Raw genomic sequence first — 20226 nt, forward strand, 5'->3', positions numbered from 1 at the left:
CTCTAACCTGCGGGTTTTTTATAAAAAATATTTATGATTAATCAATACCGTATTCTGCCAGGCGCCGGTATAAAGTTTTTCGTGAAATCCCCATAGCTTTAGCTACAGCGCTCTTATTATATTTATACTTGGATAAATATTCAAGCAGCTTCTGCTTTTCAAGGTCTGATTCTGATAAGACAGTTTGGATGGGTTTATTTACGTGGGAAGGTGGGCTACTAAAACCTTCTTCAGTTAAGTACTCAGCTATGATGTCGTAAGAGATAACATCACTTGGTGCTAGCTGGACGGCTCCTTCGATAACGTTTTGAAGCTCTCTGATGTTGCCCGGCCATGAATACTTCATAAATACTTCAACTACTTCTGGAGCCAGGGTCATGGGAGGTTTGTTAAATCGTTTACATATCTTTTCCATAAACGTTTCAGCTAGTACCAGGATGTCATCTGGTCGTTCCCTTAGTGGTGGTATGGTTAATTTTATTACTGCCAGGCGATAGTAAAGATCACGCCGAAACCGGTTTCGTTTAATTTCAGTTTCCAAATCTTTATTAGTAGCCGCAATAATCCGAACGTTTACCGGGATTAGTTTATTTCCTCCCAGACGGAAAACGGTTTTTTCCTCTAAGACCCTCAATAAAGCTGCCTGTAGATCGAGGGGAATATCCCCGATTTCATCGAGAAAAATAGTACCCTGATCAGCCAATTCGAATTTACCGATGTTACCACCCTTTCTAGCCCCAGTGAATGCTCCTTCATCATAACCAAAGAGCTCGCTGGCGATGAGCTCCCGGGGCAGAGCTGCACAATTTATGGCTACATAGGGATTTTTCTTCCGAGGACTGGCATTATGCATGGCTTGAGCAAAAACATCCTTGCCAGTTCCACTCTCGCCCAATAACAAAACATTGGATGATGAGGAAGCGGCAGCCCGGGCTGTTTTAACAGTCTGTAGAAATTTGGGATTTTTGCCGATTATGCCATCAAAAGTAATCTTTGCGCCATCCCCGATCCATTTTCTAACCAAGCGATTGATACGCTGGCTTTCTTTTATAATTACCACCGTTCCACCTGCAGTAGTGTCAGGGTTTTTCAAAGGATTACAGGTAATATTGCAATTAATAGTATTTTTGTTTCCGGTTACAATCTTAAAGTTTTCATCAGTAAAGGTACGACCTTGGGTAACCTTATGAATAAAATAGTGATTGTCACTATTATTTCCCAGCAAATCATATATATTTTGCCCAATTATAGGTCGTTTATCGACTTGTAAAATGTTGGTGCAATTATCATTCATATATGTAATATTACCATTAGCATCCAGGGCGATTACACCTTCAGACATAGACTCCATCACAGTTTTGTGATATTTATTTACCCTTTCTAAAACCATAGTAGACATTATGTGCTTGGCTGCTGCAACAACCATACCCAGGGTATGATTGGTTACCTTGTTATAAGGGGATACCATGCAAAGGCATCCGCATATTTTGTTTTGATCAATAATCGGGGCACAGGATGATGCAGAAACATGGGAAAAAAGGCAGAAATGTTCGTATGCATAAACGGAAATAGGTTTAGCCAGGTCCTGACATAAGGAACCTCCATTAGTACCAACCATACGTTCTAACCATATGGAACCTTCCACAAAACGTCCCAGGTTAGCCCAATTTAACGATTCTTCATCACCGATAACCTTAGTTACGCATAAGTCGGAGTCGGCTAAGGCAACCACGAACCCAGTTCCAGCCACAAATTCATACAAGTCTTCCATGACTGGTTCACTAATCTGTAAAAGGTAATGGGATCGAGAACGGGCTTGTTTTAATTCGCTCTCCGTACATATGTAGGGGTTCTCCCGTAGAAATGGTTTTACCCCCCTATCATAGCTCCGTTCCCATGAGTATTGTATTTCTGGCCGTAGTTCATTTCTCGATGGGGGATTTCGGTGGAATCTTAACCATTTTTTCCGCAGTTCAATATCTTCCACTTGATCATCTCCAGGTAATGTTATCTTTGGAATTATTATATCAGATTACAGAACATTTTGACCCGGTATGTATATGAGAGGGGCAACAGTTTGTGTTCGTAATGCATGCAAATTTCCACTAAAATAATCGTTATGTCCTTACCTGTTTACATATTATGGATAATTATAATGTTTGACTCACAGTGTAACCATCCTAGTAACAAATTGTCAACCCGGGGAACATTTAAGATTCGAATATTTTTCTGGGCTATATAGGGCTATATCCCGCCGTTTCGGGGTTCAAGAAAAAATTTACTAATGAACTTTTTCTGGTATGATTCTTGCTCTATATCTAAGTAACATCGTTGAACGACAGCAGATAGAGACAAAAACTTAACTGGGAGGTGCATTACCGTGGTTTAAATTTAATTTGGCCGTTACGTTGGAACGGGAAAAATTGTTAGGAGGAAATTTATGAGGACGTCAAAACAATATCTTGAAAAACTAGCCGGTATGAGAAAGAACATATATTTAAATGGGGAAGTAATAGGGCGGGATCATCCTGTTGTTATTAAAAGAAGTAAAGCCATTCAGGTAACCTTCGATATGGTCGATGATCCTGAATTTAAGGATTTGCTTACTGCCACATCTCATATCACCGGTAAAACCATTAACCGCTTTACCCACATTCATCAAACTCCGGACGATTTACTCAAAAAACAGGAAATGACCAGAAAACTGTGTAACTTAACGGGCGGATGCATACAGCGTTGTATGGGTATTGATGCCATGAATGCCTTATCAGTTGCCACCAAAAATGCCGATATTAGACATGGAACTAACTATTATGAAAGATGGTTAAAGTATCTGGAGTACTTCCAGGAAAATGACCTGGTAGTTTCTTGTGCACAAACTGATGCTAAAGGAGATAGAAGATTTAGACCTGGAGAGCAACCTGATCCCGATCAGTATGTGCATGTTGTCGAAAGAAGGGATGATGGGGTAGTAGTACGAGGGGCTAAACTACACAATACTATGTCCCCTTATGCCGATGAAATTATTGTTGTACCTACCCGAGCTTTAAAAAAGACGGAAAAGGATTATGCCATAGCCTTTGCCATTCCTGCCGATACCGAGGGTATTTACTTAATAGGGAGAGAAGCCTGCTTCAGCCATCGTCAACCTGGAATGGAAGCACCTATTGCCGATTACGGTGATATAGAAAGCTTTACGGTATTTGATAATGTTTTTGTCCCTAATGAACGCATATTTCTTAACGGTGAAACTGATATAGGTGGCGGATTAGCACTATTTTTTGCTCTATATCATAGGCATAGCTACTGTGGTTGCAAACCAGGGGTAAGTGATGTAATTATGGGGGCCACTTCCTTAATTGCTGATTACCTAGGTATCGAGAAAATGGACCATGTCAAAGAAAAACTGGCTGAACTGGTCAGTGTGGCTGAGTTAGTATATGCTGCCGGAATTGCTGCCAGTGTGAAATCTACTAAAGCTGCATCTGGGACCCAGATTCCCAATGTTATTTTTGCTAATGTGGGTAGAAGACATGCTGGTCACAATATTTACCACGAATATAATACTTTGTGCGATATTGCAGGTGGGCTGCCGGCTACACTACCTCTTTCCTCGGAATACAATAGTCCGGTCGTAGGTGATTTTGTACGGAAATATGTAACCAGGAGAGAGGGAGTTTCTCCGGAAAACCATTACCGTGCGGCTCATCTGGCCAGTGACCTGCTAACATCTGAGTTTGCTACTATTTTACAGGTAGCTGGGGTTCATGGTGGTGGATCTCCCATTATGGAGGATATTGCCATTATGGGTTCCTACGATTTTGAGGCTAAGAAAAAGCTGGCTAAATACTTGGCTGGTATTAAGGAAGGTTAAGTATTTTACTTAACGTCTAGCCAGAAGGGGCTATAGTTGTTGGGATGATTTCTAATTTCTGACGACTGGTACCAAATACAATAAATGGAGGTTGGAAACTTATGACTGAATACCGAATTCGCCCATTAGTGGCAGCTAAAATAGGTGCAGTTAAGGGTGTTGTAACTCATATGGTTGATGCAACTGTCCCATTTGTAGCCCCTGTTCTTGCTTTTTATCTGGAAGGGGGTAACAAAAAAATATTGGTGGATACTGGAGTAGTTGAAGGTGAAAACTTTCACGGTTTTCCTCTTATCGATGGTGGACGTAAGGGAATGATAAAGGCCCTCGAAGAAGTTGGGCTTACATCTGAAGATATAGATATCGTTATCATTACACACCTTCACTTTGACCATGCTGCCAATATTGGATTATTCCCTCATGCACAATTTATTCTGCAGAAAAAAGAATGGGAATATGCTAAAGCTCCATTACCAATTCAGAAGGGAGTTTATTTAACGCAACTACTCAATGAACTAGAACAATATGATCTGATTCTGGCTGATGATGGTTATGAAGTTGCGGATGGAGTAAAGGTAATATGTGTCCCAGGTCATACCCAGGGCCAACAGGCTACCATAGTAAATACCAGTAATGGGACCTATGTTTTATCCGGGGATCTAATGTACACTATGGTAAACCTTTACCCATCCATGACTAATTTTACTGACAGTTTGGGTAATGAAATTACCTGTACACCACAGCCTGATCACTCATTCTTCCCAGTAGGTATTCATACTGATCTTACTAAATGGTATAACAGTGCCTGGCGGGTATTATCCATAGCCGGCAGCCGCAAGCGTATCTTACCAGGACATGATCCTAGTTTAGTAGGAAGGGTATTTCCTGAAAAATAAAATGACCTCGACGATAACCTGGAAATATAAGGAGGTTTAATTATGGGGCTAAAGACTAATACTTATCCGACTGTTACACTGGAAGAATTATCTTTTCTTAAAGGAAGACAACTAGAGTTCGACAGCATCGCGGAAATGTTTATCACCAGGGTCCAGGAGAGCCCGGATGATATTTATGTATACTATTACGATCAGGCTATAACCTATGCACAGACTAATGAGCGTGCTAACAAGGTGGCTAACTATCTAAAAGATAAGGGTGTTAAAAAGGGTGATGTGGTCTCAGTAATGATTTTAAACTCGCCGGAGTGTTATTACACTATGTTCGGGGCCCAGAAGATCGGAGCCGTAGCCGGGGCAGTTAACTATATGTTAAAGGGTCCTGAAATCGCTTATGTTTTAGATGATTGTAAACCTAAGGTAGCTTTTGTCGGTAGTGATTTTATGAAGGATTTTGCCGCTGGTTATGCCCTGGCTAATCATAAGCCTATCGTTGTTGAAGTAAAGACAGATATAGAACATGGTGAAAATATAGCCGAGCAAAATCTAGCTGACATACTGGCTAATTATCCTAGTGATGAAGCCTTAGTTCCTCAATCTCTGGATGATCCTTTTTTACTACTCTACTCATCAGGAACTACCGGAGTACCTAAGGGAATTTTGTCTGCTAATAGAGCTGAATTGGCAGTAGCCAGATCCTTCCTCCAAACCGGACTTTTTCAGGGTAATGATGTAATGCTTATTATACTTCCCATGTTTCATACTAACCCTATTTGTGTATGGACTTATCCTTTAGCTTATGCTGGACAAACTCTCTGCATCCGAAAAGCTTTTTCACCTTCGGACTTTTGGCCGACCGTTATTCAGTATGGTGTCACTCTGGCTATGGGTGTACCAGCCATGTATTCTTATATATTTAATTCGGTTGATCCGGATAGTATTGATGGATCTAAACTTAAGTTAAGGTATGCTGTTTGTGGTGCGGCGCCTTTGCCGGTTGAGCTTATACGTGGATTTAAAGAAAAATTTGGAGTGGAAATTTTAGAGGGTTATGGTCTTACTGAGGTTATTGGACTTTCTACCATTAACCCGCCCTTAGGAATAAAAAAACCGGGTTCCATTGGTCCAGCTATACCCGGACAACCACTAGAAATCATGGATGATGATAATAACATCCTACCCCGCGGGGAAAAGGGTGAAATTTGCACTGGCGGGGATTTTAATATGTTAGGTTACCTTAATAAACCGGAGGTAACCAAGGAGACACTTAAAGACGGCTGGTTACACACCGGTGATATTGGTTATATGGATGAGGATGGATATGTATATATTGTCGATCGCAAGAAAGACATGATAAATAGAGGCGGGGAGAATATTTACCCGCGGGAAATCGAGATAGTGATAGAGGAACATCCTAAAGTTGGTGAAGTAGCAGTTATAGGTATTCCTGATAATGATTTAGGTGAGCGTGTTAAGGCTTTTATAGTCCCTAAACCTGGGCAGGAACTTACCGGAAATGAAATTAAGGATTTTCTAAAAGATAAAATAGCTAAATACAAGATTCCCGAGTTTATAGATATAACTGATAATATTCCCCGTAACCCAACCGGTAAAATCATGAAACAAGAATTAAAGAAAATGGAACAGAAAAAATCTACAGCCCGGTAGCATCGAAGGTTATAAAGTTTATAAGGAGGTAAACTGGTATGAAATTGGCAATTATGGGAGCTGGTTCTCTGGGAACGATTGCAGGTGCTTTGTTAACCAAAAGTGGTTATGATATAGATCTTATTGATGTTAATGTGGAACACGTGAGAACCCTCAATAAAAAAGGTGCCAAAATTATTGGTTTAATGGATTTAGTTCAACCAGTTAAAGCCTTGACCCCAGATGAAATGACTGCCGAATATGATATTATTTTTTATCTTACCAAAACAACTCAGAACGCCTCTGCATTACCATATGTAGCTAAACATTTAAAACCCAATGGGGTCGTGGTTGCCATGCAAAATGGAATACCTGAAGAGGCAGTAGGTCAGGCTGTGGGGCCAGAAAGAGTTTTAGGTGGTATTGTTGGATGGGGGGCAACCTGGGTCGAGCCAGGGGTTTCCAAACTTACCTCCAAGCCGGAGAACATGACCTATGACATAGGTGAATTGGATGGAAAAGAAACCGAGCGGGTAAACCAGGTGGTTGAAATCTTAAAAGGGGCCGGAATACCTGAGAAGCATAGTAATCTAATCGGTATTAGATGGACAAAACTAACTATAAATTGTGCTTTTAGTACTATGTCAGCTGTTGTAGCCGGTACTTATGGAGATGTTCTGGATAGTCCCCGGGCGTTAAGTTCTGCTGCTAATATCTGGAGAGAATCATTAGCTGTGGCTAAAGCTGCCGGAGTAGTTCCAGAAATGTTTCAGGGCTTTGATATAAGAGACTTTGACTTCAGTACCCAGCAAGAATTAGATCAAAAACTCCCCATGTTCCATGAACTGTTAGGACCACACCGTAATATTAGAACCGGAATGTTGTATGATATCGAAGGTGGACGGGAACCTGAAATCGATACTTACAATGGAATCATTTGTAAGTGGGGCGAACGGCATGGTGTTGCTACCCCGGTTAATGACCAGGTGGTTGCTATAGTTAAGGGAATGTGGGAAGTGAAATACAAGATTGAACCTGCTAATGTTGATCGCATAACACTGCCAACACTTCCTGCTAAATAAAAACTAGCACCCTGGCGGGTATTCTTTTAAAGGATACCCGCCCCCTCCTCCATGTGCGCCCCGCTAGAGGCATACACAGGAAAAGGTTACTAGCGTACTGCCCATAGCCCAATCTTGTTAAAAACCTTATCATGCTGGATACCCCATCCTGGTGGAATGTTAACTCGGCGAGGTAATGTATAAACTTTAAAACTGCCCGGAATGGTATGCACAGTGGTGGGGGAGATCGGTTACTCAATTAATGGGTAGCCCCCTGCCTCATTAGGTGAAAGACAATTGACCTTAAAGACTGGCTGATCATTAAACGTATTAAAAGAAGAGGGGGATTAGCATGTATCAGGGCTGGGAAATGGTGGTTATAGGTGCAGGCACCATGGGACACTCTATTGCCCAAGTGTTTGCTGTTAACGGTTTTAAAACTACTTTAGTAGATGTGGAAACTGAGCAGTTGAAATGGGCGAGGAAAATGATCGCTAATAATATGCATACCCTTATGAATCTGGGTGAAATCTCCTCACAAGAGGCAGATAACGCCCAGAAACTGATTACTTATGAAAAGGATCTAAAAAACGCTGCTTTTCGTGCTAATTTTATTGTGGAGACTATTGTAGAAAATGCGGACACCAAAAGGGAACTTTATGCTTCCCTGGATAAACTATGTTCCCCGGGTTGTATTATTACCAGTAATACTTCAGCATTAAACATCTTTGATATTGCAAAAATCTCTAATCCCCAGCGTCTAATCATTGCTCACTGGTTTAATCCACCCCATGTCATGCCGCTGGTTGAAGTAGTTGTTGGACCAGAAACATCGGTGCAAACTGTTGATACTGTTAAGCATCTCCTTATAAAACTAGGCAAAACTCCTGCGATTATTAAACAGTATGTCCCAGGTTTTATTATTAACCGAATGTCAGTGGCAATTGCCAGGGAAGCGGGCTATATGGTATCCAAGGGCTGGACTACCCCGGAAGACATAGATGCGGCAATAGTATCTACTTTTGGTCCGCGCTACCCTTTTGAGGGACCTTTAGAATTATTTGATCATGTAGGTTGGGATGTGGTGCAAGCTGTGACAGCTTTTCTATCCCCGCAGTTGTGTAACAGCACAGATGCTAACAATCCTATTGCAGCAAATTTGGTTGCCCAGGGCCGTTTAGGGGTTAAATCAGGTAAAGGTCTTAAAGACTATACTAATTTAGATATAGAACAGATACAAAATGAAAGAAATATCAAAATAATAAAAATGTTAAAGGCAATAAAAGAAATATAATTTACAATACAGTACCTGCTGCTAAAAGCTTGACTATGGTGATAACTGGCAAGGAGATGAGATGTTTACCATGGAAAATTTGGCAACCTTTGCTCCGTTAGGTGGGGCATTAGCGCTATTATTTGCGCTGTTTCTATCGTCACGGGTATCTAAGGCTGATCCGGGTAACGAAAAAATGCAGGAAATATCCGGGCATATACATGAAGGAGCTATGGCCTTTTTAAGCCGCCAATACACTGCTTTGGCCATATTTGTAGTTATTGTATTTATAATACTGATTGTCTTTATTGACTGGCAGACAGCACTATGCTTTCTAGCGGGAGCATCCTGTTCCGCTCTGGCCGGTTTTATAGGTATGTCAGTAGCTACTAAAGCTAATGTCAGAACTGCTAATGCAGCTCGTACCTCCCAAAATGCGGCCCTGGGAATAGCTTTTTCCGGTGGTGCTGTAATGGGTATGTCCGTATGTGGGCTAGGCCTGTTAGGACTGGGAGTTCTCTATATAATCTTTAAAGATCCTAATATTGTTAATGGATTTGCCCTGGGGGGAAGTTCCATCGCCCTGTTTGGCCGTGTCGGCGGAGGTATCTACACTAAAGCAGCTGACGTAGGAGCCGACCTGGTAGGTAAAGTAGAAGCAGGTATTCCGGAAGACGACCCGAGAAACCCGGCTACCATTGCTGACAACGTAGGGGACAACGTAGGGGACGTGGCAGGAATGGGAGCTGACCTGTTTGAATCTTATGTAGGATCAATTATTGCTGCCATGACCCTGGGAGCAGTAATGATAGCGGCGACTCCCGGTTTAGGATTAGGCCCAGTGCTGTTGCCTATGGTTATAGCTGCCGGCGGGGTAGTAGCTTCCATTATAGGAACCTTCTTTGTAAAAACTGACGAAAAATCCAATCCCTTAAAAGCACTTAATGCGGGTACTTTAAGCTCAGCTATACTTTTAGTAATATTGGCCTTTTTTGCAGTAAGATACATACTACCGGCCGATATGTTCAATGTATTCTGGGCTCTGGTAGCCGGACTTATTGCGGGAAGTATAATCGGATTTGTTACCGAATACTATACCTCAGATAGTTATGCCCCTGTACAGGGAATTGCTAAATCAGCCCTGACTGGCCCGGCTACTGTAATCATCGCCGGACTAGGGGTAGGTATGCTTTCCACCCTGATCCCCATCATAATTATATGTATAGCTATAGTAATAGCCTTTCTAACTGGTGGAGTATATGGGATAGCCCTGGCCGCAGTAGGTATGCTGGCTACCACCGGAATGGTTGTAGCAGTAGATGCCTACGGCCCAATTGCAGATAATGCAGGCGGAATAGCAGAAATGGCCGAACTACCTCACGAGGTAAGAGAAACTACTGATAAACTAGACTCAGTTGGTAATACCACCGCTGCTATTGGTAAAGGATTTGCTATTGGCTCAGCTGCCTTGACAGCTCTGGCTCTGTTAACTGCCTTTGCTGAAGTGGCTCAGCTGAAAGATATCAACCTGTTAGATCCCTATGTTATTGTAGGACTGCTCATAGGAGCTATGCTGCCCTTCTTCTTCTGCGCCTTAACTATGGGAGCAGTAGGTAGAGCTGCAGGAGAAATGGTAGACGAAGTACGGCGTCAGTTTAAAGAAATTGACGGTCTGATGGAAGGCAAAGCTAAGGCTGACTATGCCCGTTGTGTTGATATCAGTACCCGTTCTGCAATCAAAGAAATGATCGTACCAGGATTATTGGCAGTAGTAGCACCGGTGCTGGTAGGCTTTATACTGGGTGCCAATGCCCTGGCAGGTATGCTGGCTGGGTCGGTAGTAGCTGGTGTCTGCTTGGCCATACTCCTGGCTAATGCTGGAGGTGCCTGGGATAATGCTAAGAAATTCATCGAAACCGGACACTATGGCGGTAAAGGCAGTGAGGCTCATGCAGCCGGAGTAGTAGGAGATACCGTTGGTGACCCCTGTAAGGATACGGCTGGTCCTTCCTTAAATATTCTGCTCAAGCTGATGGCGATTGTATCACTAGTATTCATCGCACCACTGCTGTAAAGTTAAAATAACCATAGTAGTATTTTAAACAGGTGGGGAAACCCCACCTGTTTAGATTTGCAACTATAGTTTGTTGATCCGGAAGATTGAAAAGCCTAATAGATCAAGCCCAGTTTAATAAGCGGGATAAATGTATAAGAATGGCAGCAATAAGTAAGCTAGGAGAGCAGGAATGAAAAAAGAAAGTTAGTAGACGGTGTGTTAATCTTAACGGGTGAATTAAAAAGGTGTATAATATAAGCCATAATAGAAAATTGAATATCGGTTTGCCGATTACTAGGGGAGCGAAAGCTGAGAGAAGCCAAAATGGCTTGACCCTTTGAACCTGGAGGGATAATACCCGCGGAGGAAAGTAATTGTATCTGAATTTTAAAAGGTGCATTTACATGCACCTTTTTTATTAAGGAAAAGGACTAACACTGATAGCCTACCTCCATGTTGATAAGGGAGGTCTATGCTATTCAATCAGGTTAGTCCTTTTTATGTTTAAGTCAGGTTCGTACTATTAATTTTGATAGGAGGAGTAATCATGAAAAATGTGGTCACCATTGCTGGGTCTGATTCCTGTGGAGGAGCCGGGATACAGGCAGACCTGAAGACTTTTAGTGCCCTGGGTACTTATGGTATGAGCGTGATAACTGCGGTAACCGCCCAAAATACCACCGGGGTTTTAAAAGTCAGGGAAATGGAAGCCGATATTGTCAGAGAGCAGATTAACTGCCTGTTTGATGATATTGAAATCCACGCAGTTAAGATTGGTATGGTATCAAGTATTGAGATTATTGATACTATTGGCGAATGTTTAAAAGATAAAGGTGTAAAACATATTGTTCTTGACCCGGTCATGGTTTCCAAAAGCGGATGCCATTTATTAAAGCCCGAGTCCAAGGATGAACTAGTTAAGGTTTTGTTCCCACTGGCTGAGGTAGTCACCCCTAATCTTTTCGAAGCGGAAGTCATCACCGGAGAAAAAATTGAAACAGTTACAGAAATGGAGCAGGCTGCGGCTCAAATCCATGCTAAAGGAGCAGCTCGTGTAGTTGTTAAAGGCGGGCATTTAACTGGTGATGCTATCGATGTGCTGTATGATGGAACCCGCTTTTATCATATTACCGGAAGTCGCATTAATACCCCGAATACGCATGGTACAGGCTGTACCTTTTCCTCAGCTATAGCGGCTTACCTGGCCAGGGGCTGTTCAATACCCGATGCGGTAGAGGAAGCGAAAAAATATATCAATGGAGCCATAGAAAATGCCATTGCCCTGGGACATGGGGTAGGACCAACTAATCATTTTTACAGTTTATATAGAAAAGCAGGTGTTTTGGGTGAATAATGATCGCCAAATAGGTGGATTGAATCTATTCTTGCTTTGGTTTGGAGCTGCCGTATCTCTGGCTGAGATTATGACCGGCAGTCTGATTGCACCACTAGGAGTAAAAACGGGCATCACAGTTATAATTGTAGGCCATCTTATAGGTGCCCTTATTCTTTCATTTACTGGTGTTATTGGCTTTAAGGAAAAAAAGCCTTCGCTTATATCCAGCCGCAGCTCCCTGGGACAATATGGGTCCTATATTATATCTTTATTCAATATTATTCAATTAATCGGTTGGACAGCTATTATGCTGATACAAGGTGCCCGGGCTATGCAATCTATCACCGGCAATATGATTGGATTTTCTACCCTGGCTGTATTAATAGGGCTGATGGTATGTCTGTGGGCCTTAAGCAGAGAACAGGGTATTAGCTTTATCAATAATCTGGCCGTTGTTTTACTGCTTCTATTGAGTTTAGTGATGTTAAAGGCGATTTTGGCCGGGGGAGAAGCAAAATCCATAGCTGGTACCATGTCGATAGGTTTGGCTTTAGAACTAAGTATCATCATGCCACTATCCTGGGTTCCTCTAATATCTGACTATACTATGTCTGGAAAAAGCCTGAAAGGGAGTTTTTTCGGCAGCTTTGCCGGTTATTTCCTGGGTAGTTCGTTTATGTATATTTTAGGATTGTTGTTTGCTGTATATACTGGCTTAACAGATCCTATGGGAAATTTGGGTAGTTTGCATATTGGCTATGCGGCGCTTTTAATTATTTTATTATCCACGGTAACTACTACCTTTATGGATGTATACTCAGCTGTCATGTCAACTCTCAATTTAAATGAAAAATTATCCCGCCGAAAGTTAATTATTCTTTTCTCGGCCTTAGGAACCCTGTTGGCTATATTTTTCCCCATGGAGCAATATGAGAATTTTCTATATATGATAGGATCTTTATTTGCTCCTACTTTTGCGGTAATTATTGCTAACTACTTCATATTAAAAAAGGACCTGTCAGGTAAACTTTTTAATATCCCCGGACTTATTGCTATTATCTGCGGCATTATTACTTACTATGCCATTATTTCTCTTGATTTTATTCTAGGGTCGACCATTCCGGCCATGATAATTACTATGGCCGTTTATATGCTGTTAAGTAAGATTTTTGAGTATTATGGTAGCGTTAATTCCACCAAAGCAGTTATTAAGGGATAAACAGGGGGGCTTAGAAAGGAAGATTTGGCCCGTTTACAATACAGGAGGTGTAAAAAATGCTTAATAATATTGCAGCTTGTTTAAGACAGGTAAGGGAAAACCCCCCCCTGGTTCATGCCATCACCAATTATGTAACTATTAATGATTGTGCTAATATACTCCTTTGTATGGGAGCTTCACCAGCTATGTGTGAGGTAAAAACCGAGGTAGAGGAGTTTGTCGAACTTATTTCTGCCGTGTATATTAATCTGGGTACACCAACGGAGGGACAAAGGCTGGCTGCCATTGCAGCGGTAAAAAAAGCAACCGAATTTGGTAAGCCCGTTATTTTGGATCCGGTAGCCTGTGGAGTAATCAGTTGGAGAAGGGAAATTATAGAACAATTATTTAAATCAGGGAAAATTACCGTAATAAAAGGCAATATGGGGGAAATTAAGTTTCTGGCCGGGTACGAGGGCAAGGTAAGAGGGGTAGATTCGCTGGATGATGGGGAGGACGGTATTGAAGCCTGCCAGAGTCTGGCCCGAAAGTATAATACCATCATAGCAGCCACCGGTCCAACTGACATTATTTCAGATGGTAAAACCACCTATCTGATTGAAAATGGAACTCCTATGCTTAGTATGGTAAGTGGAACTGGTTGTATGGTGGGAGCCATGGTAGGGGCTACCTTGGCAGTCAGCGAAGATAAAGTTATGGCTACTGCGGCAGCCATTATGGCTATGGGAATAGCAGGGGAGAAAGCAGCTGCTTCTATTCCCCGGATTCTGCCGGGAACCTTTAAAGTTAAGCTGATGGATTGTATGTATGAGTTACAGGAAGAAGATATAATGAAAGGTGGCAAGATAAGATGTCTATAGATTACAGTCTTTATCTTATTTCCGATCGAAGTATACTTCAGGGCCGGGATTTATTAGCAGCCGTAGAAGCATCATTGAAGGGTGGAACGACCCTGGTACAACTCCGGGAAAAGGATATTTCCAGCCGTGAGTTTTATAACCTGGCCATAGAACTAAAGCAATTGCTCCAGTCTTATAACATACCTTTGATAATTAATGACCGGCTTGATATTGCCCTGGCAGTAGATGCGGAAGGTTTGCATATAGGGCAGGATGATTTGCCCATTGAAACTGCTCGGAAAATCTTGGGGCCGGGTAAAATATTGGGTTATTCCGTATCTAATGTTGAAGAGGCTTTGTATGGGGAAGGTCACGGAGCTGATTATCTGGGAGCCGGTAGTGTGTATCCTACGGGTAGTAAATCTGATGCTGGTAACCCCATTGGTTTGCAGGAATTAACTAAAATCAGACAGAGTGTTTCTATACCTATTGTAGGTATAGGGGGGATAGGCATAAACAATATTGCCGAGGTTAAAAAAACCGGAGTTGACGGAGTATCGGTTATATCCGCTATTTTGGGTAGTCAGGATATAGAGGGCGCATCCCGAAATCTCATTAATCTCTGGAGGGGGCAATGAAAAAAACTATTTTCCTTGACTTTGATGGAACCATAACCAAAGTTGATACCTGTGCAGCTATGGTAGAATCCTTCGCTCGGGATGGTTGGCAGGAAATAAACCGTCAGTGGGAAAGAGGCGAATTATCTACCGAAGAGTGTGCAAATAAAACCTTTAAACTATTTGATGCTACCCCGGCTAAGCTAAAAGATTTATTGGATAAAGTAGAAATAGATGATTATTTTCAGGATTTTTGCCAGTTTTGCCGGGCTAAAGGCTATCCGGTTTATATATTGAGTGATGGGTATGATTTCAATATAAAAACTATACTGGAAAAATACGAACTGGATATCCCGTACTATTGCAACCAGCTCATTTATAGTAATGAATTTAGAATCAGATGTCCTTATGGGAATGACGACTGTGGCAATTGCGGAACCTGTAAGACCACATTAATGCTAAAGCTAAAGGAGAAAGACAGCCAGGCGGTTTATATTGGTGATGGATACTCAGATGTTTGTCCTGCCACTAAAGCTGATGTGGTATTTGCCAAAGATACCCTGTATGAGATTTGCCGGGAAAAAGGTATCCAGGCTATAGCTTACAGAAATTTCAAGGATATTATTATCAGGATGAAAGAGGAATAAGGGAGGTTGGGAAAGGATAATCATTTTCAGCTAACAAATTGCCATAGCCATAATGGATAGGATACAAGATACAAGCACTGGCAAGAACCCTTGCCAGTGCTAAATTTTTCTATATAGTATGCCTGAGAGCAATCGAACCTTCCTACCCGGCTCCTAAATCTTGTTCGTAGTTACTCAGGGTACCCTTTACTTAAAAAAAGATAAGCCGGCACACCGGCCTAATATCTATGGGTAGCATTTAAACATCCGGGTGGCCGGGTTGTTTTAGTAGGCTAAATAATCTGTTTTTTCTTAAGCTCCTCGATGTCAACTGCCGAATATCCGGCAGCTTGTAAGATCTCCTTATTATTCTCACCTAGTTCCGGAAAAGTTAGTTTTGCCTCACCGGGGGTAGCGGATAGTTTTACGGGTATACCAGGTGTTACTACCTCTCGGCCAGAACCACGAACATTCTGTAATTTGTATATCATTTTTCTGGCCATTACCTGAGGATGCTCACACATTTCATCCATGGTAAGAATAGGAGTAAAACAGATATCACTATTGGCAAAGAACTCAACCCACTCATCCCTGGTTTTTTCCAGCATTATTTTTCTGATATCAGCTATTATTAGATCTTGTTTAGATTTATCCCATTGGGTTTTAATATACTCTTCCCGGCCTATTTTTTTGCAAAAGTCGGCCCAGAATTTATCTTCTATCGCTCCCAGGCTTACATATTTACCGTCTTTCGTTTCGTAAATGTTGTAAAAGGCATATCCGCCAGTTAAAACATCATCACCTCTGTCGGGAAGGCGTCCCCATCCTGACCACTCTCCCAGAGTATAAGCCAGAAGACTTACTGAACCATCCAGCATGGCTATATCACAGAGCTGTCCCTTACCGGTTTTTTCCCGGCTGGCCAGAGCCAATAGAATTGCTATCACCGCATAAAGTGTACCTCCGGCTATATCGGCAATTTGTGTTGCGCACATGGCCGGCATGCCCTGAAACGTTCCTGTAAGCCCAGTTATCCCGGCCAAACTCAGATAATTCAAATCATGGCCGGCTACATCACGTAATGGTCCGGTCAAGCCATACCCGGTTATAGCACAATAGATAATTTTTTCACTTATTTTCCGCAGTTCCTCGTAACCAAGCCCCATTTTATCCATAACACCCGGACGGAATTGATCTACTACTACATCAGTATTCATCACCAGCTTTTTAAAAACGGCTTGGCCTTCTTCTTTTTTAAGATCCAAAGTTATACTTTTTTTATTACGGTTTACTGTGTAGAAACGGGCACTTTGATCTACGATAACTGGGGCTAAATGCCGGCCTAGGTCTCCCCCTCTCGGATCCTCGACTTTAATTACCTCGGCTCCAAAATCAGCAAGTATCTGGGTACAAAATGGTCCCGGAAGATACCGGGATAAATCCAGTATTCTTACACCTTGTAAAGGTAAGCTCAAAAAATCCCCCCCATAATATTCGTTATTTAATGATTATTGGTTTTAGGGAAGGAAAATTCTCTCGTAATGGTTTTATATAATATTTCCAGCGCATAATCGTAGTTTGGTCTTGCCGCTTAGACATCATTTCATCTTTACAACCGGTTTCTCACGCCTGCCAAAAAATAATTAAGCACTTTCATATCTAATGAAAGTGCCTATTTTCCAATGGTACGCCCGAGAGGAATCGAACCTCCGCACCCGGCTCCGGAGGCCGGTGCTCTATCCACTGAGCTACGGGCGCATATCGCACTAGTTATTATAGCAAAATAATTGTCACAGGTCAAAAGAAACTAGGCGAGATCCGGACTTTTTTTTCTTTCCCGGGCAGTTGTGATTGATAAAATTAGCCCTAACAAAGTAATCACCGTGGTTACACGGTATACAGATTGGGCGGCAGTAACATAGGCAGATGTAAAACCTGCTGGTTGATTGATATTAAAAACCAGGGTGAATATGGCCACAGAAGCGGCTACCCCCAGGGAAAAAGAGAAATTACGAACTGTGGCTAGAAAACCGCCGGCATATCCAGCCTTACTACGCGGAATGGAACCTAAAATGGAGCTGCTGTTAGGGGAACCGAAACTCCCTATCCCTAAACCCAGTAGGAATAAAGCACTTCCTACTGCTAGAAATGAGGCGTTTTGGTTTAGTGTAGAAAAACTCAGGTAAGCCAGGGCCTGCAGTCCAAAGCTTACTGTAGTAAGGCGGCTCGGCCCGATTTTATCAGATAGGTTACCGGCTAGGGGAGCGGTGAAGGCCATAGTCAGCGGAGTAATAGTCATCAAAATACCAGATGTGGCTGGAGAAATATTAAGCACCTGTTCTAAAAAAAAAGGAAGGAGAAAGAAAACGGCGGTTTGGGTACAGTAAGTGGCAAACCCCATTATATTACCGTATACAAAGTTCTTAACTCGGAATAGTTCAAAATCCAGCATCGGATAGGATACCCTTTTTTCCGTAAAGTAAAATAGGGTGAATGATAATAGGGATATTAATAATAGGGAGAGACTGATGTTTTGGGAAAGGGCTAGTATTAACGCTATAGCCGCCAGAGCAAACAGGAAGATTCCCACCACATCAAATCGTGTCTGGTCATTGCTTTTATCTGCCTTGGGCAGGTAACGGCAGGCTAGCAAGAAGCCGACTAAACCTAGTGGAATATTAATCAGGAAAATGAGGGGCCATTTAAAATAAGCAACCAAAAATCCCCCTAAAGCTGGCCCGGTCATGTTACCAATTCCTACAATACTGCCGGTTAGCCCTAGGGTTTTGCCTCTTTCTGCCGGTGGAAAAGTATTAGAGACAATACCGATACCAGTTGCCATCATCATACTGGCTCCCAAAGCCTGGAAAACACGAGCTGATATAAGCATAATTAGGTTGATAGATAGACTGCAAAATAATGAACCTATCGCAAAAATGAGAAAACCGGTAGTATAAATCCGGCCGGCACCTATTTGATCTCCTAATTTTCCGAAGAAAAGCAGTGTAGCAGTAATCACCAGCATATAAGCAGTAACTATCCATTGGATAGAGTTCATACTTACTCCCAGAGCAGCGGCAATAGTAGGATTAGCTATATTTAATATACTGCCATCCAGGGTAGACATAAATATACCGATGCAGATAATAATTAAAACCTGCCATTTGGTGTCGATTTTCACCCCTTAATCTCCTCTCCCCGGAATAAATAATTTAATAATTGTCCGAATTCCTTAAGCCGGTGTATTAATTAGTAAATTATATTCATATTATTAATCAGTTTAATACAGATGAACATTAAAGGAAACCAGGTGAAACTATGGGTATTTCAAAATTATTGCTGGTAGCGGTGCTGGCGGAAAGTATTTGGGAAGCCCTAAAAAGGCTCTGGGAGCAGGATAAAATAAACCTGGATCATGGTGGGGCATTAGTTATTTCAATTATTTTAGCAATTGCGATTGGTATTGATTTTTTTGTTATGTTTGACATTCCCATTAAGATTCCATATTTAGGCCAAATTTTTACCGGGATAATAATATCCCGGGGAGCTAATTTTATGCATGATTTAATCAGTATAGTTGAAGGAATTAAAGGGGGGGTTAAGACAAAATAGGGGCTACTCTTTACCTAGTATAGAAATCATTACATCTGCCAGGCAGTGACCAGCTTTTTGGGCAGTATTAAGAGAGAGTTGGTCAGTCCCCATTTCAAAAAGCAGGGACCGTGGGGAGAGGTCCTGGTTATAATCACCTTTACCAATAAATATTCCTCGCATTAAACCGGGATATAAATAGTCTGCTTCTGCTTTAAAGCGCCGGGCAAATTCAAGATTAGCACCAAAATTAGGATTGGAACGGCCTACTACAACCATAACCCGGGCTGTTTCTACCCCATTTATGGTAGTCAGGTAAGATGAAGCAGGAGCTGAGTCACGGTGGATATCAAAAACAGCATCAGGGGTGTCTTTTATTAACTGTACCGCTGTGCGCCGGGAGCGGCTGTAGGCGTTAATATCATGCGGATTGTGGTTATTCCAGCTATGAACAGCAGTAATACCGTTCTTTTCCAAAGTATCTTTAATGGCACTGCCCACCTTAAAGATATCCCCATTACCAGGTTTAACTGCTGTTCCGGAAGTAAGGATATAAGATTCGTCACTATGAGTATGGTAGAGAGCAACTTTCTTAGCAGTAGTATTCAATCTTACATTATTAGGATAAAAAATGGTAGCAGCAGGAAGAACGGCTTTATCTTTGCCTAAGGATTGATCGGAAACCTTTTCACGGGCTACTGCCTTTTTGCCTTCAACTTTAATAATAATATAATGAACATTGTTTTCGTTTATAAATTCATCGTCTATAGTTACAGGCAGTCCAGTCTCTAGTACGATGTTACCCTGATCATCACGAATAGTAACATAAGCAGGCTGTTTTTGTGAAGTACCACCAGGAAGGGGTTTGGCTGGTTGAGGCACTAAAATGGAATTAGCCAGGTAAGCCATAATCATGACCCCGGTAAGTAACGCAAAAAATATCCAGATATAACGTTTGGTTAATGATTCCATAGAATAAACCCGCCTTTTTTAATGTCGCTAGTATTATTTGAAACAGGCAGTCGGTTTATTCTTAAAAGAAGATTGTAAAAAATAAGCGAGAAAAAGAAGTAGAAGCAGGGCGCGGGAGAAGATAAACCAGGAAACAGAGAACCGCCGGCCAGATTGCGGGATGGAATCTATACCAGCGGCTAGGGAAAAAGGTAAAACAGGGAACGGCAGGTTGCATAA

Annotated in this window: 17 protein-coding genes, 1 tRNA gene and 1 riboswitch; of the genes, 13 read left to right on the plus strand and 5 right to left on the minus strand. The window is 41.9% G+C overall.

All coding sequences use genetic code 11. The features are described 5' to 3' along the window. Window positions 1-37 precede the first annotated feature (37 nt). Complete coding sequence (locus tag ACZ5Q0_RS12325) at window positions 38-1771, minus strand: sigma-54 interaction domain-containing protein (protein ID WP_464827160.1); 1734 nt, start codon at window positions 1769-1771, stop codon at window positions 38-40. 125 nt (window positions 1772-1896) lie between these two features. On the opposite strand from ACZ5Q0_RS12325, the gene ACZ5Q0_RS12330 reads away from it, so the two are divergent. The 12 genes from ACZ5Q0_RS12330 to ACZ5Q0_RS12385 all read left to right on the plus strand — a co-directional run bounded on the left by ACZ5Q0_RS12330 (window position 1897) and on the right by ACZ5Q0_RS12385 (window position 15465). Next, window positions 1897-2064 carry a hypothetical protein gene (locus ACZ5Q0_RS12330; RefSeq protein ID WP_464827161.1) on the plus strand — a complete coding sequence of 56 codons (168 nt, stop codon included), beginning with the start codon at window positions 1897-1899 and terminating at the stop codon, window positions 2062-2064. A gap of 376 nt (window positions 2065-2440) precedes the next feature. After that, window positions 2441-3874, plus strand: coding sequence for a 4-hydroxyphenylacetate 3-hydroxylase family protein (locus ACZ5Q0_RS12335; protein WP_447182577.1), 1434 nt, complete (start codon window positions 2441-2443; stop codon window positions 3872-3874). Between the two features lie 101 nt (window positions 3875-3975). After that, window positions 3976-4770, plus strand: a complete 795-nt coding sequence (locus ACZ5Q0_RS12340; RefSeq protein WP_446820412.1) for an N-acyl homoserine lactonase family protein — start codon at window positions 3976-3978, stop codon at window positions 4768-4770. Between the two features lie 42 nt (window positions 4771-4812). Continuing rightward, window positions 4813-6438 (plus strand): class I adenylate-forming enzyme family protein, encoded by a 1626-nt coding sequence (locus tag ACZ5Q0_RS12345; protein ID WP_447182578.1) that lies wholly within the window; start codon window positions 4813-4815, stop codon window positions 6436-6438. A gap of 38 nt (window positions 6439-6476) precedes the next feature. Next, entirely contained in the window at window positions 6477-7499 is a 1023-nt protein-coding gene (locus ACZ5Q0_RS12350) for a ketopantoate reductase family protein (RefSeq protein WP_446820410.1), read from the plus strand. Between the two features lie 331 nt (window positions 7500-7830). Then, window positions 7831-8772: a 3-hydroxyacyl-CoA dehydrogenase family protein gene (locus ACZ5Q0_RS12355; protein WP_446820408.1), complete on the plus strand. Its 942-nt coding sequence runs from the start codon at window positions 7831-7833 to the stop codon at window positions 8770-8772. Between the two features lie 70 nt (window positions 8773-8842). After that, window positions 8843-10825: a sodium-translocating pyrophosphatase gene (locus tag ACZ5Q0_RS12360; RefSeq protein ID WP_446820406.1), complete on the plus strand. Its 1983-nt coding sequence runs from the start codon at window positions 8843-8845 to the stop codon at window positions 10823-10825. A gap of 268 nt (window positions 10826-11093) precedes the next feature. Continuing rightward, a riboswitch (TPP riboswitch) is annotated at window positions 11094-11193 on the plus strand. Window positions 11194-11354: 161 nt separating this feature from the next. Then, window positions 11355-12161 carry a bifunctional hydroxymethylpyrimidine kinase/phosphomethylpyrimidine kinase gene (gene thiD / locus ACZ5Q0_RS12365; RefSeq protein ID WP_446820404.1) on the plus strand — a complete coding sequence of 269 codons (807 nt, stop codon included), beginning with the start codon at window positions 11355-11357 and terminating at the stop codon, window positions 12159-12161. Next, entirely contained in the window at window positions 12154-13362 is a 1209-nt protein-coding gene (cytX, locus tag ACZ5Q0_RS12370; protein ID WP_446820402.1) for a putative hydroxymethylpyrimidine transporter CytX, read from the plus strand. The genes thiD and cytX overlap by 8 nt, the downstream gene beginning before the upstream one ends. Before the next feature lie 56 nt (window positions 13363-13418). Next, the gene (gene thiM / locus ACZ5Q0_RS12375) at window positions 13419-14222 is read left to right on the plus strand and encodes a hydroxyethylthiazole kinase (RefSeq protein ID WP_446820400.1); all 804 of its coding nucleotides are present in this window, start codon (window positions 13419-13421) and stop codon (window positions 14220-14222) included. Next, the gene (thiE, locus tag ACZ5Q0_RS12380; RefSeq protein WP_446820398.1) at window positions 14213-14839 is read left to right on the plus strand and encodes a thiamine phosphate synthase; all 627 of its coding nucleotides are present in this window, start codon (window positions 14213-14215) and stop codon (window positions 14837-14839) included. Before thiM ends, thiE begins: the two co-directional genes overlap by 10 nt. Further along, window positions 14836-15465 carry an MtnX-like HAD-IB family phosphatase gene (locus tag ACZ5Q0_RS12385; RefSeq protein WP_446820396.1) on the plus strand — a complete coding sequence of 210 codons (630 nt, stop codon included), beginning with the start codon at window positions 14836-14838 and terminating at the stop codon, window positions 15463-15465. Before thiE ends, ACZ5Q0_RS12385 begins: the two co-directional genes overlap by 4 nt. Before the next feature lie 272 nt (window positions 15466-15737). On the opposite strand, the gene ACZ5Q0_RS12390 is transcribed toward ACZ5Q0_RS12385, so the two are convergent. The 3 genes from ACZ5Q0_RS12390 to ACZ5Q0_RS12400 form a co-directional block, all read right to left on the minus strand. After that, window positions 15738-16919 carry a CaiB/BaiF CoA transferase family protein gene (locus ACZ5Q0_RS12390; protein WP_446820394.1) on the minus strand — a complete coding sequence of 394 codons (1182 nt, stop codon included), beginning with the start codon at window positions 16917-16919 and terminating at the stop codon, window positions 15738-15740. Between the two features lie 208 nt (window positions 16920-17127). Beyond that, window positions 17128-17202 (minus strand) — tRNA-Arg (locus tag ACZ5Q0_RS12395). A 49-nt stretch (window positions 17203-17251) separates the two neighbouring features. Further along, on the minus strand, window positions 17252-18625 hold the full coding sequence (locus tag ACZ5Q0_RS12400) for an MFS transporter (protein ID WP_446820392.1): 1374 nt from the start codon (window positions 18623-18625) through the stop codon (window positions 17252-17254). A gap of 137 nt (window positions 18626-18762) precedes the next feature. On the opposite strand from ACZ5Q0_RS12400, the gene ACZ5Q0_RS12405 reads away from it, so the two are divergent. Beyond that, entirely contained in the window at window positions 18763-19056 is a 294-nt protein-coding gene (locus ACZ5Q0_RS12405; protein WP_447182579.1) for a hypothetical protein, read from the plus strand. 3 nt (window positions 19057-19059) lie between these two features. On the opposite strand, the gene spoIIP is transcribed toward ACZ5Q0_RS12405, so the two are convergent. Beyond that, on the minus strand, window positions 19060-20007 hold the full coding sequence (gene spoIIP / locus ACZ5Q0_RS12410) for a stage II sporulation protein P (protein ID WP_447182580.1): 948 nt from the start codon (window positions 20005-20007) through the stop codon (window positions 19060-19062). Between the last annotated feature and the right edge of the window lie 219 nt (window positions 20008-20226).

The sequence above is a fragment of the Syntrophomonas erecta subsp. sporosyntropha genome (genome assembly GCF_055395365.1).

Bases quoted from the DNA above. Each gene is read 5' to 3' on its own strand.
- ACZ5Q0_RS12325 (WP_464827160.1), bottom strand. From the start codon at position 1,771: ATGGAAGACTTGTATGAATTTGTGGCTGGAACTGGGTTCGTGGTTGCC.
- ACZ5Q0_RS12330 (WP_464827161.1), top strand. From the start codon at position 1,897: ATGAGTATTGTATTTCTGGCCGTAGTTCATTTCTCGATGGGGGATTTC.
- ACZ5Q0_RS12335 (WP_447182577.1), top strand. From the start codon at position 2,441: ATGAGGACGTCAAAACAATATCTTGAAAAACTAGCCGGTATGAGAAAG.
- ACZ5Q0_RS12340 (WP_446820412.1), top strand. From the start codon at position 3,976: ATGACTGAATACCGAATTCGCCCATTAGTGGCAGCTAAAATAGGTGCA.
- ACZ5Q0_RS12345 (WP_447182578.1), top strand. From the start codon at position 4,813: ATGGGGCTAAAGACTAATACTTATCCGACTGTTACACTGGAAGAATTA.
- ACZ5Q0_RS12350 (WP_446820410.1), top strand. From the start codon at position 6,477: ATGAAATTGGCAATTATGGGAGCTGGTTCTCTGGGAACGATTGCAGGT.
- ACZ5Q0_RS12355 (WP_446820408.1), top strand. From the start codon at position 7,831: ATGTATCAGGGCTGGGAAATGGTGGTTATAGGTGCAGGCACCATGGGA.
- ACZ5Q0_RS12360 (WP_446820406.1), top strand. From the start codon at position 8,843: ATGGAAAATTTGGCAACCTTTGCTCCGTTAGGTGGGGCATTAGCGCTA.
- thiD (WP_446820404.1), top strand. From the start codon at position 11,355: ATGAAAAATGTGGTCACCATTGCTGGGTCTGATTCCTGTGGAGGAGCC.
- thiM (WP_446820400.1), top strand. From the start codon at position 13,419: ATGCTTAATAATATTGCAGCTTGTTTAAGACAGGTAAGGGAAAACCCC.
- thiE (WP_446820398.1), top strand. From the start codon at position 14,213: ATGTCTATAGATTACAGTCTTTATCTTATTTCCGATCGAAGTATACTT.
- ACZ5Q0_RS12385 (WP_446820396.1), top strand. From the start codon at position 14,836: ATGAAAAAAACTATTTTCCTTGACTTTGATGGAACCATAACCAAAGTT.
- ACZ5Q0_RS12405 (WP_447182579.1), top strand. From the start codon at position 18,763: ATGGGTATTTCAAAATTATTGCTGGTAGCGGTGCTGGCGGAAAGTATT.
- spoIIP (WP_447182580.1), bottom strand. From the start codon at position 20,007: ATGGAATCATTAACCAAACGTTATATCTGGATATTTTTTGCGTTACTT.